This window comes from Flavobacterium sp. 11 (assembly GCF_002754315.1).
GTDB classification, from domain to species: domain Bacteria; phylum Bacteroidota; class Bacteroidia; order Flavobacteriales; family Flavobacteriaceae; genus Flavobacterium; species Flavobacterium algoritolerans.
On the sequence record NZ_PEFE01000001.1, the window covers coordinates 471,520 to 486,788 of the forward strand.

At 33.6% G+C, this 15,269-nt stretch carries 12 protein-coding genes and 1 riboswitch; of the genes, 5 read left to right on the forward strand and 7 right to left on the reverse strand.

Translation table 11 applies throughout. The features are described 5' to 3' along the window. Positions 1-11: 11 nt before the first annotated feature. The gene (locus CLV00_RS02090) at positions 12-974 is read right to left on the reverse strand and encodes an alpha/beta fold hydrolase (protein WP_233206843.1); all 963 of its coding nucleotides are present in this window, start codon (positions 972-974) and stop codon (positions 12-14) included. Between the two features lie 78 nt (positions 975-1,052). Then, positions 1,053-1,190, reverse strand: a riboswitch (SAM riboswitch). A gap of 231 nt (positions 1,191-1,421) precedes the next feature. Then, positions 1,422-1,631, reverse strand: coding sequence for a hypothetical protein (locus tag CLV00_RS02095; RefSeq protein WP_099713594.1), 210 nt, complete (start codon positions 1,629-1,631; stop codon positions 1,422-1,424). A 760-nt stretch (positions 1,632-2,391) separates the two neighbouring features. Here CLV00_RS02095 and metK point away from each other — a divergent pair. Both metK and CLV00_RS02105 read left to right on the forward strand, forming a co-directional pair. After that, positions 2,392-3,642 (forward strand): methionine adenosyltransferase, encoded by a 1,251-nt coding sequence (gene metK, locus CLV00_RS02100; RefSeq protein WP_099713595.1) that lies wholly within the window; start codon positions 2,392-2,394, stop codon positions 3,640-3,642. Positions 3,643-3,778: 136 nt separating this feature from the next. Then, entirely contained in the window at positions 3,779-5,551 is a 1,773-nt protein-coding gene (locus CLV00_RS02105; RefSeq protein WP_099713596.1) for a DUF4153 domain-containing protein, read from the forward strand. A 54-nt stretch (positions 5,552-5,605) separates the two neighbouring features. Here CLV00_RS02105 and CLV00_RS02110 read toward each other — a convergent pair whose 3' ends face one another. Together CLV00_RS02110 and CLV00_RS02115 are read right to left on the reverse strand one after the other, a co-directional pair. Then, positions 5,606-8,308, reverse strand: coding sequence for a carboxypeptidase-like regulatory domain-containing protein (locus tag CLV00_RS02110; protein ID WP_099713597.1), 2,703 nt, complete (start codon positions 8,306-8,308; stop codon positions 5,606-5,608). A gap of 57 nt (positions 8,309-8,365) precedes the next feature. Next, on the reverse strand, positions 8,366-9,256 hold the full coding sequence (locus tag CLV00_RS02115) for a GLPGLI family protein (RefSeq protein WP_099713598.1): 891 nt from the start codon (positions 9,254-9,256) through the stop codon (positions 8,366-8,368). A 114-nt stretch (positions 9,257-9,370) separates the two neighbouring features. Here CLV00_RS02115 and CLV00_RS02120 point away from each other — a divergent pair, with 114 nt between their 5' ends. The 3 genes from CLV00_RS02120 to CLV00_RS02130 all read left to right on the forward strand — a co-directional run bounded on the left by CLV00_RS02120 (position 9,371) and on the right by CLV00_RS02130 (position 11,361). After that, positions 9,371-10,162 (forward strand): hypothetical protein, encoded by a 792-nt coding sequence (locus tag CLV00_RS02120; RefSeq protein WP_099713599.1) that lies wholly within the window; start codon positions 9,371-9,373, stop codon positions 10,160-10,162. Next, a complete protein-coding gene (locus tag CLV00_RS02125; protein WP_099713600.1) occupies positions 10,162-10,776 on the forward strand; it encodes a deoxynucleoside kinase in 615 nt (204 codons plus the stop codon). The genes CLV00_RS02120 and CLV00_RS02125 overlap by 1 nt, the downstream gene beginning before the upstream one ends. 183 nt (positions 10,777-10,959) lie before the next feature. Continuing rightward, entirely contained in the window at positions 10,960-11,361 is a 402-nt protein-coding gene (locus CLV00_RS02130; RefSeq protein ID WP_099713601.1) for a hypothetical protein, read from the forward strand. 80 nt (positions 11,362-11,441) lie between these two features. Here CLV00_RS02130 and CLV00_RS02135 read toward each other — a convergent pair whose 3' ends face one another. From CLV00_RS02135 to CLV00_RS02145, 3 genes are all read right to left on the reverse strand, one after another. Continuing rightward, positions 11,442-13,901, reverse strand: coding sequence for a sodium-translocating pyrophosphatase (locus tag CLV00_RS02135; RefSeq protein ID WP_099713602.1), 2,460 nt, complete (start codon positions 13,899-13,901; stop codon positions 11,442-11,444). A gap of 111 nt (positions 13,902-14,012) precedes the next feature. Beyond that, entirely contained in the window at positions 14,013-14,543 is a 531-nt protein-coding gene (locus CLV00_RS02140) for an inorganic diphosphatase (RefSeq protein WP_099713603.1), read from the reverse strand. A gap of 107 nt (positions 14,544-14,650) precedes the next feature. Further along, positions 14,651-15,253 carry a DNA-3-methyladenine glycosylase gene (locus CLV00_RS02145; RefSeq protein ID WP_099713604.1) on the reverse strand — a complete coding sequence of 201 codons (603 nt, stop codon included), beginning with the start codon at positions 15,251-15,253 and terminating at the stop codon, positions 14,651-14,653. Positions 15,254-15,269: the final 16 nt, after the last annotated feature.

The window sequence follows — 15,269 nt, forward strand, 5'->3', positions numbered from 1 at the left end:
GTTTTTTTGGCTTAGAATATATCCTGAAGCAAATTGTGTAATTGTTTGTATTCTATCAAAAAAGCGTCGTGTCCGTGAATGGAAACGATTTCCTGATAGGTAACATTATTTTTATATTTTTTTAATTCCTCGTATGTTGCTTTATTTTCATTTGCCGTAAAAAACAAGTCTGAATTGATTCCGATGATATGAATATCAGCTTCAATTTTTGACGTTATTTCTTCGAATGAAGAGCTATTTCTAGTAATATCTATCGTCTTCAATAATTGATTCATCATTTTATAAGACGAAATTTGAAACCGTTTTTGAAGTTTTTTACCGTGATGATCCAGCCAACTTTCAACATTGAAAATGGCTAATTCCTCATTAGTGGTTCTCTGAAATTTTGCAGTAAAAGATTCTGGAGTTCGGTAGCAAAGCATGGCATGAATTCGAGCGTCTTCAATAGGTTTTGAAGAATTCTTTAGAATTTGCTCTTGCAAAAAGCAATTGGCAATTAACCAGTCTGTCGATTTCCAATCGGTTGCGATAGGAATTAAATGTTGCGTGATTTTTGGTTCTAAAGCAACCAATTCCCAAGCAATTCCTCCGCCAACAGAACCGCCAATAATAGCATAAAGCTGTTTGATTTTTAGAAAATGAATGCCTTCAATAAAAATTCTGGCAATGTCTCTGGTATTAAATTCCGAATAATTCTCAATAACGGCATCATCAAAACCATTTCCCGGAACATTAAAAGCCAGTATTGTATATGTATTAGTATCGATAGTTTTGTGTACACCAATTAAATCATTCCACCAACCTTTGTCTCCCACAACTTGGGAATTTCCGGTTAATGCATGATTTACCAAAACGATTGGAGCGGTATGTAAAGCCGGTCCAAAAACTTGAAAACTTAAGTTTAAGGCAGGATAAAAAGCCCCACTTTCGGTGGTGAAATTTTGTACGGTAATAGATGTTGGTTTATTTTCCAATTTCAAATCTTTTATGATTTTTGATTTGTGTCTGGAAATATTAGAAAGAAAGCTAGAAGTGAACTAGAAGAATTCTTTGTGTTATCTTTCCTTTAGATTCTGAAATATCCCGAGGCTTCGGGACAGAATAAAGGTAGAATGCAGCACCTTCTTCGATAAATCGAAGGGTTGCTAAGGCTTCATCGGGTCTAATCCCTCTGCCTTTCTTTATAACATTTCAATACGTTTTTGAACTTAAAGGCACAAATTAACTACTATTTTTTTAAACAACCAAATTTTTATCAAATTGGTTCTAATTGATTTATTGCAAATTGACTTGAAAAAATCGCACGCATAATTATTATCCCGACGAAAGAGAAAACACCATATTAGGGTTTTATCTTTCGTCGAAATCATAATTTGAGATTTACCATCAAAGATTCAAAAGCTAAAACAACCATCACTTTTTTAAATAAAAAGTTCTTCATTTTCTTTTGAATACATTTGGAACAGCAATGAACTCGGCACTATTTTTTGTGCCAAAGGATCATTTTTTGAAATTTCAAATCTTGGATTAGTCAATTCATTTTTTGAATCGATTTCCTTTTTAGTTTTGGTTCTAAAACTAAAGCTTTTTAGTAACCGAAATGCCTTTGGGAAATGTTTTGATGTGCTCATAATCTTTTAATTTATGATGTTAGTTTTGTTTTAAATTATTTTTGAATTCTGAAATTCTCTATGCTTATTAACTAATCTGAATAAAAAAACCCTTTTAGATGCGTATCCAAAAGGGGTTTTTAAGTTGTGTTATAACTTATACTTTTGGAATCAACAGACACGAACGCACATAATGGCATTGGCGCAAATCATATTTTTGACTTTAAAATTATTTATATTCTGGATTTTCAGGTTATTCATTCTATGATTAATATTGTTTTATTTTCAGCTAAATAGAGTTCAAAAAAAAAGCCTCCCATTTTTTTGGGAGGCTTTTGCTATATAAATTTGAATTAAAATTTAAGCAATACACGACCCACAGGACTTTTCCTGAATGGCTTTTGACATATTACACACATTAAATTTCATGTTTCTTTTTTTGTTGTAACAAATATGCTAACTATTTCTGAATTTTCCAAATAAGTTTTAAAAAAAATACAAAGAAAAACCAGCCTCGCATTCCCTTTTGTATTTATATAAGTAGATGAAAAGATTTATCAGCAAAAAAAAGTTAAGATTAATTTGCAATTCAAAATGGTTTCATACATTTGCACCCGAATACAAGAGGAAAAATTTGAACTGATTGCAACCTCTTCATAATGAAATCAATTCATTATGGATACTGAAAATTTTTCAGTAGAAAAAATGCTAAAGCAGAAACTCTTCTTTAGTCCTTTTCAGCAATTATTTTTTCTCGCTTAATTTTAAAATAATAATTATTATGGCCTATTTATTTACGTCAGAATCTGTAAGCGAAGGACATCCAGACAAAATTGCAGATCAAATTTCGGATGCATTAATTGATAATTTTTTGGCATTTGATGCTGACTCAAAAGTAGCTTGCGAAACTTTAGTAACTACTGGCCAGGTAATTTTGGCTGGTGAAGTAAAATCAAATACATATTTAGACGTGCAACAAATCGCTCGTGATGTAATCAAGAAAATTGGTTACACAAAAAGCGAATACATGTTTGAAGCTAATTCTTGTGGAATTCTTTCTGCTATTCACGAACAATCTGCTGACATCAATCAAGGTGTTGACAGAAAAAATCCTGAAGAGCAAGGTGCTGGTGACCAAGGAATGATGTTTGGTTACGCTACTAATGAAACGGAAAATTATATGCCATTGGCACTTGATTTATCTCATAAATTATTGCAGGAATTGGCTATTTTAAGACGTGAAAATAACGAAATTACGTATTTGCGTCCGGATGCTAAATCTCAAGTAACTTTAGAATACAGCGATGACAATAAGCCAACTCGTATTGATGCCATTGTAATCTCGACACAACATGATGATTTTGACGAAGAAGCTAAAATGCTTGCAAAAATCAAAAAAGACATTGTTGAAATATTGATTCCAAGGATTATTGCAAAAAATCCAACACATGCACATTTATTCAATGATGCAATCCAATACCATATTAATCCAACCGGGAAATTCGTAATTGGAGGGCCACACGGAGATACTGGATTGACAGGAAGAAAAATCATTGTGGATACTTACGGTGGAAAAGGTGCTCACGGTGGTGGTGCATTCTCTGGAAAAGACCCAAGTAAAGTAGACAGAAGTGCTGCTTATGCTACACGTCATATCGCTAAAAATTTAGTTGCAGCGGGTGTTGCTGACGAAATTTTAGTTCAGGTTTCTTACGCAATTGGTGTGGCTAAACCAATGGGTATTTTTATTGATACTTATGGTACTTCAAAAGTGAATTTGACCAATGGTGAAATTGCTAAAAAAGTAGAAGCTATTTTTGATATGCGTCCTTACTTTATTGAGCAACGTTTAAAATTAAGAAACCCAATCTATAGCGAAACTGCTGCTTACGGGCACATGGGACGTACTCCAGAAACGGTTACTAAAACTTTTTCTGCTCCAGGTGGAAATGAAAAAACAGTTACTGTTGAATTGTTTACTTGGGAAAAATTAGATTTCGTTGACCAAGTTAAAACTGCTTTTGGATTATAACTTTGGCTTTAAAACCTTAGAAATTTAAATCTAATTATATATCAAACCCCGAATTCTGTTACTGCAGACTTCGGGGTTTTTGTTTGGCTATGTGCAGTATTATTCTTTACTTAGTAAAAAATAACTTACCAAAATAATGGCTAAATTCCCTTCTTTCCAAAGCGTAATACGAGCTTCACAAAAAACCATTTTCAGGTTCCCGCTAGAAACCATACTAACGGTTTTAGGGACAGTATTCGCAATTTTACTCTCAGAAGAAAGAAATGCTACAATGGAGAATTTTTATACTAAAAGCATCATGTGTTGCTCGCTGTGTTTAGTTTTATTTCTTTCCGTTAGTTTATATTTCTCAGCGACTCAGAAAAACAGTTGGATTCGATTTTTAACAAGTTTACTACTTGGCGGAATAGTAACTGCTTTTATATTTAGCTTTTCGAAAAAAATTACAGATGTAGAAGCATTACAATTTTTAGTACTCAATATTGCTTTGCATCTATTGGTCTCATTTTCCGGTTTTATATCAAAAATCTACAACCAAGAAGAGTTTTGGGAGTTCAACAAACAGCTTTTTCTTCGTATTCTAACGGCTGGCTTGTATAGCGTTGTATTGTATTCCGGATTATCCTTAGCTATTTTAGCGGTACACCATTTATTCAATGTACATTTTTATGACAGAATATATCTTCACTTATTTTTCATCATCGCAGGGATATTTAATACGGTTTTCTTTTTATCTGGCGTTCCTGAAACCAACAACGAATCCTCTCCACTTATTTTAAAATATCCAAAAGGTCTTAAAAATTTTACTCAATATGTTTTGCTTCCATTAATCAGCATTTACTTAGTGATTTTGATTTGTTATGAAACTAAAATCTTAGTCACACTTTCTTTACCTGTGGGCTGGGTTTCTAATCTCGTTTTGGTTTTTGCCATCTTTGGAATACTTTCTTTTTTACTCGTACATCCTATTGCCGAAGAAACTGGAAATCTTTGGATGCGAACCTTTAACCGTTGGTTTTATTATTTATTAGTTCCGTTATTGGGATTATTATTTTGGGCTATTTTATATAGAGTCCACTTATACGGATTCACACATGAGCGCTATTATGTATTGGCATTGTCAATCTGGTTAACCATTGTAGTAGCTTATTTTATAATCAAAAAAGAGCCTAAAATAAAGTTCATCCCTATTACAATGTGCATAACGGCTTTGCTTACCATTCTTGGACCGCAAAGTGCAGATTCAATATCCAAAAACAGTCAGCTTTCGAGATTTGAATCCTATTTGCAAAAAATAGAAAAGGAAAAACTTACTTTCGAACAAGAGCAAGATTTAAGCAGTATTGTAAATTTTTTAGAGGAAAACTATGGCTCAGAAGTACTTCTTCCATTTACAAAAGACAAACTTACTGCTCTGATTAAAAAGGACAAAAAACCAAATTCTTACCAAATCATGGAAGCATTGGGGCTCGATTATCGTTCTTCATACGACCAAAAAGAAAAAAACAACAAAGAATATTTTTATAATTTTTATGAAAATAACAATCAAAACATAGAAAACATTCAAGGGTATGATGTGTCTTTCTCCATCTTGAATAACGAAGATTTAGAATGTAACGAATGTATAACAATCGATGAGAGGTCTTATTCTATTATTTCTACTGAAAAAGAATACGGAGTAGACTTACAAATTAATCAGGACATTGTTCCGTTGAAGATTGTTGATTTTGTGAACCAAACCCCAGATTTTGATTCTAATGAAAATTGGAAACAAAAGATTACACAAAGAATTGAAACTTCTAAATACTCGATTTTAATATACTACATGAACGTAAGTGGAAAAAGAAAAGGAAATAAAAAAACGGTAGATCATTTCCAAATCAAAGTGTTACTGGGAATTAAAAATTAAAAAAAAGCCTTTGAAGAATGAACTTCAAAGGTCTTTTATCTTCAGGTAAATCTACTACAAATTATACTTTAAAGAGAAAATTACATATCGTGGTTGAACAGTATATTGCGAAGTTCTGGTGGCAAACTGGCTGAAATTGTCATCATTTAATGAGGTTGTATTCAATAAATTCGTTCCACTCATTTTATATTCTAACTTGCTGCCTTTCTTTTGATAAATCAAACTGGCGCTCAAGAAATCATATTCATTATTGACCGTTTTCGTGTTGTTATAATAATGATAAAACTCATATTCAGCAACGAAAGAGAAACTCTTTAAAAAGAAATAATCCAGTCTCGCAAAAGGTTTTTCGGTGTAAAAAGTAGTATTATTATAATCGTTGGTTACAATATTATATCCCAACTCTAAATTAGGCATATTCTTGTAATTTGTTGACGCTTTCAAAGTATAGCTTTGGGTAAAACTCTCGTTTGTTGATAACACATTATTCTGAATGTTATTGAATTTTGACCAATTCAAATTAGCTCCTAAAGATGCTTTGTAATTCTTCAAAAAAGAACGACCGTACGAACCATTTCCTGACAAAGTTTCATCGGCAAAATCAGAATTAAAAGGAGATGACGTTTGATTTACTCCATTGAATACTGCTCGAGTTTTTATTGCATCGACTCTTCTGGAATAAGAAGCTAACGCATTAATATTTTCAAAATTAAACATGTTGTATTTAAAGTAGCGCAAGGAATGCACTTGTGCGGTAGCATTTTCCAAAAGTCGGTTTCCTTTAGTCAAACTGTTGTAATTAGAGAAAACAAACCCTTCAGCAAGTTGATTTATGTCCGTAAAATTATTGGTATACGAAAAATTATAGGTTAATGTTTCCGCTTTTTTGATTTGATAAATAGCCAAGAAATCAGGTAATGCTCTGAAGAAATTTTGACTGTTACTAGTTCCTAATTGCTCATTTGTCATGTTGTAACTATGCAGACTTACTCCTGGTGTAAACGTGAATTTTCCGCTCAAAATCTTATAATGCAATCCTAAAAACGTATCATTGAAATTGTAATTTACATCATTTGTGTTGGCAACATCCTCTAAATTATTGACTGTTTCGTTATCCAAAATCTGAAAAATATTAGAGTTGAAATTTTGATGGGAATACGTATTTCCTAACGTAACATTGATATTGGTTTTTGGGGTAACCATGTAATAGTAATCTAATTTAGCGTCAATCTTACTGGTTTTTACAAAACGACTTTGGTTGATGTTATTTCTGTTTTGCCCAGCAATATAATCGGCTAAATTAAACGGTTGCGATTGTAAATTAGCATTATAAAAGGGATCTTCCTCTTGGTACAAATGTTGCATTTCGAAAGCAAAAATATTCTTGTCACTTTGCGTATAATACAAACTCAGGTTTTGATTTACCGAAATTGGATCTTGTTTTTTTAACGTATTAATGTTTTCTGTATTCGAATTACTGTTGACAACAGATTCTCTTAACAGTGAATTATTCTCGTCTTGCTTTGATAATTTGGTTAAAACATCATAATCAAATTGAAACCTCGCACTAGGTTTATAACTGGAACTCAATTTAAATAATCCCAAATTACTTTTTTGATTTGCAGTTTCCTGACGATTCTCTGTAGAAAGAATTTCAGAAGAATTAGGCTGTAAAATATTCGTTTGTGACTTTGTTTCTAAATCTGTTTCAGAAGAAGAAAGAATCCCAAAACCGCTTAACGTCCACGCTTTGTTTACATTGTATGAAAAGTTTGTAGCACCAAATTTAGTCTCAATTTCCTTGGCGCGATTATTCCTTAAAAGTGAAATTCCTAAATCATTCGAGGACACATTAAAACTGGAACCACCTTTTTGCATCATACCTCTAAAACCGCCCGTGAATTTAAAATAATCCTGAACTGTCAACGGCAATTCCCCGATATTATTGAAATTCGTAATTAAATTGATGCTGTATTTCGGACTGTAATAAAACAACTTTGGGTTGATCAAATAGCGGCTTTCCTGGTGTGCTACGCCAATTCCTGCTGTCATATCTCCAAACCAGAAATTTTTCTTTCCTGATTTCAATTTGATATTCATCGCAACATTATCCTGATTGTTTTCCACACCTTTTAGTGCGCCAATTTCGCTGTAGTTGCGCAACACTTGGATTTTATCAATGGCATCTGCCGGAATATTTTTGACGCCCAACTTGGTATCGCCATCAAAAAAATCTTTTCCTTCCACCATTAATTTGGATACTTTTTTCCCTTCGACTTCAATTTCGCCATCAGCGTTGACCTCAACTCCGGGTAATTTTTTAAGAATATCTTCCAGTTTTCGTTCTGTTCCGGATTTAAAGGAATCGGCATTATAAACAATGGTATCTCCTTTTATCGAAACCGGCATTTCACGGACAATTTCGACTCCATCCAATTCGATTCCGCCTTCTTCAAGGGCAATATTTTTAATGCTGTTTTCTGAAGTAGTAGTTATCTCTAGCTCTTTATTTTGCATTCCCAAATAACTGATTTTTAAGCTATACGAAGTATTTGGTTTTAGATTAAGAAGAAATTTTCCTTTATCATTTGTTATGGCGTAAGAATCCATCGCTTTTGTGGCTTTATTTACTGCCATTACATTGGCCATTTCAAGTCCAACTGTTTTTGAATCGGTTATGAGACCTTCTAATTTAACGGATTGCGCAAAGGAAAATGAGGTAATAAAAAAGAAGGCAATTAGTATTGTATTTTTCATTTAGAAATTATGGATGAAATCTATAGTATTGATTTTAAACTCTGATTTGGCTTATTTTTACCCTCCAATTCTCATTCTCATTCCACCATTACCGCCACGTCCTTGGTTCATGTCTCTGAACTCTTCCATTTTCTTCAATACGATTTCATCAAATTCTTTTTGAGTCGTTACTTTTCCTTTAGTTGCCGCTTTTATTTCGGTTTTAACTTTAGGATTCAGAACTACTTTCGAACATAAAATAACTGTTTTACCATCATTTACTTCCAATATCAAACCTGGTAATCCCCAATAGTTTTCTGGCCCTTGATTCACTGGAATTTCCGGAGTATACCAAGCCGTAATTGTAACTTCTTTAGGCATATCCAACTCATCCATAAGATTTGTTTTCTTAGTAGCATCTGCTGGTTTTGTTGTTGCGGCATCTTCTTTTTTGGGTCTGAAATTTCTAAAATCGGTTTTGCTCGCAGGTCGCACAGCAGTTGCCTTGAAGCAATTGTAACCACCAATAACACGGGTTTCACCTTCCATTTTCCATTTTAAATTAGGCAACGAATCTTTTACAAGAAACTCTTTTCCCATGAACTCTTTATCAACGGTATAGGATTTCTCTTTTACGTTTTTATAATACGTTCCGCCACCACCGGTCATAGACATCATCATTCTCATTCCGCCACCACCTTGACCTGGAGTATCTAATTTTTCTTCTTCTTTATATATCGATGCCGATTTATCAAAATTAAGAATAAACGTCTTTTCGAACATTTTCTTCATTCTTTCCTCTATCATTTTTTGCATATCCGGAGTCATCTCCTTATTGCCTTCCATTCGCGTTTTAAAATCGGAAGTACTCGTTTTAGATTCGTAAACTGCCATTCCTTGAAATTCCTGAGCGTGAAGTCCCATAAATGATGCGACTGCTAATACTAATGTGAAAATTACTTTATACATACTTTTGGATTTTAATAAATAAGACTGAAAAATACTATTTTTGTTACAAGTATTCTGTTAAAATAATAATAAGACAATCATAATTGTATATGGTTTAATCGTAATTTCGCTTTCATGAAGAAATTAGTATTTTTACTCTTTATCGCCTCTTTTTCAGTAGTATCGAGTCAGAACCAAAAATTAACTCCAACTAAAATTGACTTCATTCGTTTTGATGGAGATGCGTTTCTAGGATACGATTCGTTTGGTTTTTATTACACCATCAAAAACAATGTTTTTTCTAAAATCAGCAAACGAGATACTTTAGAATACAAAAATATTTCTTTGGGCAAAATCACTACAGTTGACTTGCAAAATCCGCTTAAAATCGTATTGTTTTACGAAAATTTCAACAGTGTTATTGTATTGGACAATCAATTGAATGAAACTCAAAAAATCAATTTTTCAGACCATACGATTCCTATTGTAGCTTCAGCAATTGGAATAGCTTCTCAAAATCAATTATGGGTTTACAATACTATGAATCAGCAATTGGGACTTTATGATTATTTAGGCAATAACTACAAAACCATTTCGGTTCCTTTTACAGAAAACATTACAAATTATTCTTCGGATTTTAATGTTTTTCATTGGATAGACAATAAAAACAACTGGTACGTATGTGATATTTTTGGAAAAATAATAAGTAAGGGAATAATTCCTGATTATGATTCTGTTACAATTATTAATGAAAACCAGTTTATCTATTCCAAGAACTCCATTTTGATTTTAGAAGATGTAGAAAAAGGTAAAAAAACTGAAATTGAAATTTCAGAAAAAACGTTTAAAAAATTCTGTTACAAGGACCAAATTTTATCTATTTTTACATCAGCAGGAATTACAAATTATAAAATCACAATACCGTAATGCACATAGCAATAGCAGGAAATATAGGTTCCGGAAAAACAACTTTAACTCGATTATTAGCGAAACATTTTAAGTGGGAACCGCATTTTGAAGATGTAGTTGACAATCCATACTTGGATGATTTTTACCATCAAATGGAACGTTGGTCATTTAATTTACAAATTTATTTCTTGAATAGCCGTTTCCGTCAAGTGATGCAAATTCGCGAAAGCGGTAAAAAAATCATTCAGGACCGAACTATTTATGAAGATGCTCATATTTTTGCTCCTAACCTTTATGCAATGGGCTTGATGACCAATCGCGATTTCCAGAATTATTCTTCTCTCTTTGAATTAATGGAATCTACGGTTAAAGCACCTGATTTATTGATCTATTTAAGAAGTTCTATCCCTAATTTAGTGGGGCAAATACACAAACGTGGTCGTGAATACGAAAACTCAATTTCTATTGATTATTTAAGTCGCTTGAACGAACGTTATGAAGGTTGGATTCAAACCTACGACAAAGGAAAATTATTAATTATTGATGTTGACAACATAAATTTTGTTGACAATCCTGAAGATTTAGGAAATATTTTTAACCGTATCGATGCCGAATTGAACGGATTATTCTAAAACCATTCCATCCTACAAACAAAAATGCCTCACAATTGCGAGGCATTTTTTATTTTTATATCTTTATGTATCAATTTGTTAGCTTAAATAAAAATCAAGCTAATTTACTTTTACCGCCCTTAGTTTACCACACAAGACATTAATCAACTGGTTTTTCTGATTATTAATTAAAATCTAAAAATCATGAAATACAAAAGTTTAAAAACCAAAACCGTTTGTTTTTTATTAGTTATAGCGCTTATTTTTCAAAGTTGTGGTGTTTATAAAAAAACGCCAGTAACTTTAGAACAAGCTGTAACTGCTGACAGTAAAGTTTTAGTAGTAAATGCAGACAATAAAATATTCAAATTTATCAGAATTGAACAAATTGACGGAATATACTATGGACACTTAAAAACCAAAGGTAAAATTGAAAAAATACCGCTTACCGAGAGCGATTTGAAAACCATACGTGTTCTTAATAAAACAGCGACAAACATAGGAAATATTGCAATTGTCGTTGGATCTCTGGGAGTTGTTTTTTTAGTTATCGCAGCTATTGAACTTTCTAGTTGGTATGATGATTGGGGAGATTGGGACTATTAAATATTTAGAAAGGTCTCAGTAAGTAAAATTAAAAATGCCCCGCAATCGCGAGGCATTTAGTATTTATAGTTTTTAGCTGATTATTTTAAAGAGTCTATTTGAGTTTGCACTTCTTCGTCAGTTCCTTCAAATTTTTGAATAGTAACTTTCCCGTTGATACTTGTTTTAATAGTAGCTTTTACTTTTCCATCAACATTTGTTTTTTCGATAGAAACTTCTTTAGAAACCATTTCGGTAGCTACTCCGGAAGCATTCATAAATTTACACGTTTTGCTGTCACATCCTTTTGCAAGACATTCTTCTTTAGACATTGAAGCACACATTTCAGTCGAAGCGCAACACGCTGCTTTATCAGAAATTGTATGGCTTCCGTTTCCTAAAATTGGGGCAATTACCAAACCTATCAAACACGTCAATTTAATCAAAATATTCATTGATGGTCCAGATGTATCTTTGAACGGATCACCAACAGTATCTCCAGTAACCGCCGCTTTGTGCGCATCAGAACCTTTATAGGTCATTTCACCATTAATCAGAACTCCTGCTTCAAAAGATTTTTTGGCATTATCCCAAGCACCACCGGCATTGTTTTGAAAAACAGCCCAAAGTACACCGGAAACGGTAACTCCAGCCATGTAACCTCCAAGCATTTCTGCGATTAATTGGTTATTATCCTCATAAACTAACTTCCCTAGTAAAACAATCGCAATTGGGAAACCAATAGTCAAAATTCCCGGCAACATCATTTCGCGCAAAGCGGCTTTGGTAGAAATATCAACACATTTAGCATATTCCGGTTTTCCAGTTCCTTCCATAATTCCTGGAATTTCCCTAAACTGACGACGGACTTCATAGACCATGTCCATTGCGGCTTTACCAACAGAATTCATTGCCAAAGCAGAGAAAACTACCGGTATCATTCCGCCCACAAATAACATGGCTAAAACAGGCGCTTTGAAAATATTGATTCCGTCAATTCCTGTAAACGTTACATAAGCAGCGAATAAAGCCAGTGACGTTAATGCCGCCGAAGCAATTGCAAATCCTTTCCCGGTTGCTGCAGTTGTATTTCCTACTGAATCCAAAATATCGGTTCTGGTACGTACTTCTTTTGGTAACTCACTCATTTCAGCAATTCCACCTGCGTTATCGGATATTGGTCCGAAAGCATCGATTGCTAATTGCATTGCCGTTGTTGCCATCATCGCCGAAGCCGCCAAAGCCACGCCATAGAATCCTGCAAAAGCGTACGATGCCCAAATCGCAGCTGCAAATAATAAAACGGTTGGAAATGTAGAAATCATTCCTGTTGCCAGTCCTGCAATTACATTTGTTCCTGCTCCAGTACTTGATTTTTGTACAATTGCCATAACTGGTTTTGTCCCCAATCCTGTGTAATATTCCGTAACAGATGAGATAACGGCTCCAACCACTAATCCGACGATTGTAGCATAGAAAACTCTCATCGAGGAAATTTCTTTAGTCCCTTCTCCGAAGAAATCCATTTTCATCGTTTCTGGCAACATATATTGTACTAAAAAGAAACAAGCGATAGCTGTTAAAATAATTGAAACCCAATTTCCTATATTCAATGCTTTTTGAACTTGTGCTTCTTTAGCATTATCATCTGTAATTTTTACTAACATCGTTCCGATGATAGAAAATAAAATTCCAAAACCGGCGATTGCCATTGGTAATAAAATAGGTCCTATTCCGCCAAAAGCATCTTGAATATTTCCGCCCATGTCTTTGATTACATAATTCCCAAGAACCATAGCCGCTAAAACTGTCGCAACATAAGAACCAAATAAATCGGCACCCATTCCGGCAACATCTCCCACGTTATCTCCTACGTTATCTGCAATTGTAGCAGGATTACGGGGATCATCTTCGGGAATTCCAGCTTCTACTTTACCTACTAAATCAGCACCAACATCGGCAGCTTTTGTATAAATTCCACCACCAACTCTGGCAAACAAAGCGATAGATTCTGCTCCAAGAGAAAACCCAGCTAATGTTTCCAAAACAATAGTCATATCTTCAGTAGAAGTCCAAATTCCATTCATAAAAAAGTGAAAGAAGAAAATAAAGAAAGTGGTCAACCCTAAAACGGCTAAACCTGCAACTCCTAATCCCATTACGGTTCCACCGCCAAAAGAAACTTTTAATGCTTGTGGTAAACTTGTACGGGCAGCCTGCGTGGTTCTAACATTTGTTTTTGTTGCTATTTTCATTCCCATATTCCCCGCTAAAGCAGAGAAAAAAGCTCCAAAAATAAAAGCAACTACTATTAATATATGTGTAGTTGGAACGATAAATGAAATTCCGGCCAAAACAACACTTGCTCCAATTACAAAGAAAGTCAATAACCTATATTCTGCTTTCAAGAAAGCCAAGGCTCCTTCGTAAATGTAATCTGAAATCTCTTTCATCTTACCGTCACCCGGATCTTGTTTTAAAACCCATGCTCGTTTTGTAAACATAAATGCCAGTCCAATAAATGCCATGGCTATTGGCAAATAAATCATTATTGTATTCATAATTTTGGTTTGGTTTTTGGTTAATATTAATACTGTAACAAAACGAAAATAAACAAAAAAGCAATACTCTTAACAGAGTATTGCTTTTTTTATAAAAATTATGGTAATTATTTATTTAATACTGAATAATCCTTCTGGTTTATTCTCAATTTGATTAAAACGCTCCGTACATTCTTTAATAATTGCGTACGCTTCGTTTACATCTCCCCAACCTTCAACATCAACTTGTTTGTTTTCAAGATCTTTGTACACTTGAAAGAAATGTTCAATCTCTTTTAATAAGTGTGGATTAATATCTGAAAGGTTTTCCAATGAATTCCAGATTGGATCTGAAACTGGTACACAGATTACTTTTTCATCTGGTCCTTTATCATCTGCCATGTGGAAAACACCGATAGGTTTTACTTCCATTACACATCCAGGAAAAGTTGGTTCATTTACTAAAACCAAAACATCTAATGGATCTCCGTCCAATGCTAATGTCTCAGGAATAAATCCGTAATCAGCCGGGTACATCATCGAAGAGAATAACATTCTATCAAAACGCATTCTTTTTATTTCGAAATCATATTCGTATTTATTTCTACTTCCTCTTGGTATTTCGATTAAGACATCGAAAGTTGTTAATTTGTCTGCAGTCATTTTAGTTTTTTCTTTTCTATATTTATGGGTGCAAAAGTAAGGAAAGTATCCCTTTTTACAATAAAAAATTTATGTTATCTCTTGATTAAATTTTAACAGTGAGTACTTTAGTAAACCACTGTCCTATTTCGTTTCTTTAAATAATGATGCCATAAAAGATAGGTAGCATAAGAACGATACGGACTCCATTGTATTGCATGAATTTCCATGGCATCTTTATCATGAATATCAAGCAATTCCTTTATGGTATTTACGACCGCAATATCTCCTAAAGGCAATAAATCCGGAGATTGCAGACAAAACATTAAATAAATATCGATGGTCCAGTTTCCTATTCCTTTGATTTTGATAAGTTCTTCGCGTACTTGCTGAGCCGTTTTGGCTGGCAAACTTTCTAAATCTAGCTCTTTATTTAATATCGCTGTTGCCAAAGCTTTTATATACGATGTTTTTTGTCGGCTTACGCCAAGATTCCTAAATTCCTCGTCCGATATGTGAAGAAGAATTTCCGGTGCTATGGCTTTTTGACTGGCTTTTATTTTTAAAAAAGTAGCTTTAGCAGAATCTATAGATACTTGTTGTTCCAAAATTAACAATACCAAAGTCTCAAAACCTTGCGGTCTTTTGGGAATAGTTGGCATTCCGTATTGTTCAATAATTGACTTGAAAATGGTGTCTTTTTCTAAAAGGTAGTCGATAGCTTCTTGCATAATCTGATGTTTTTTA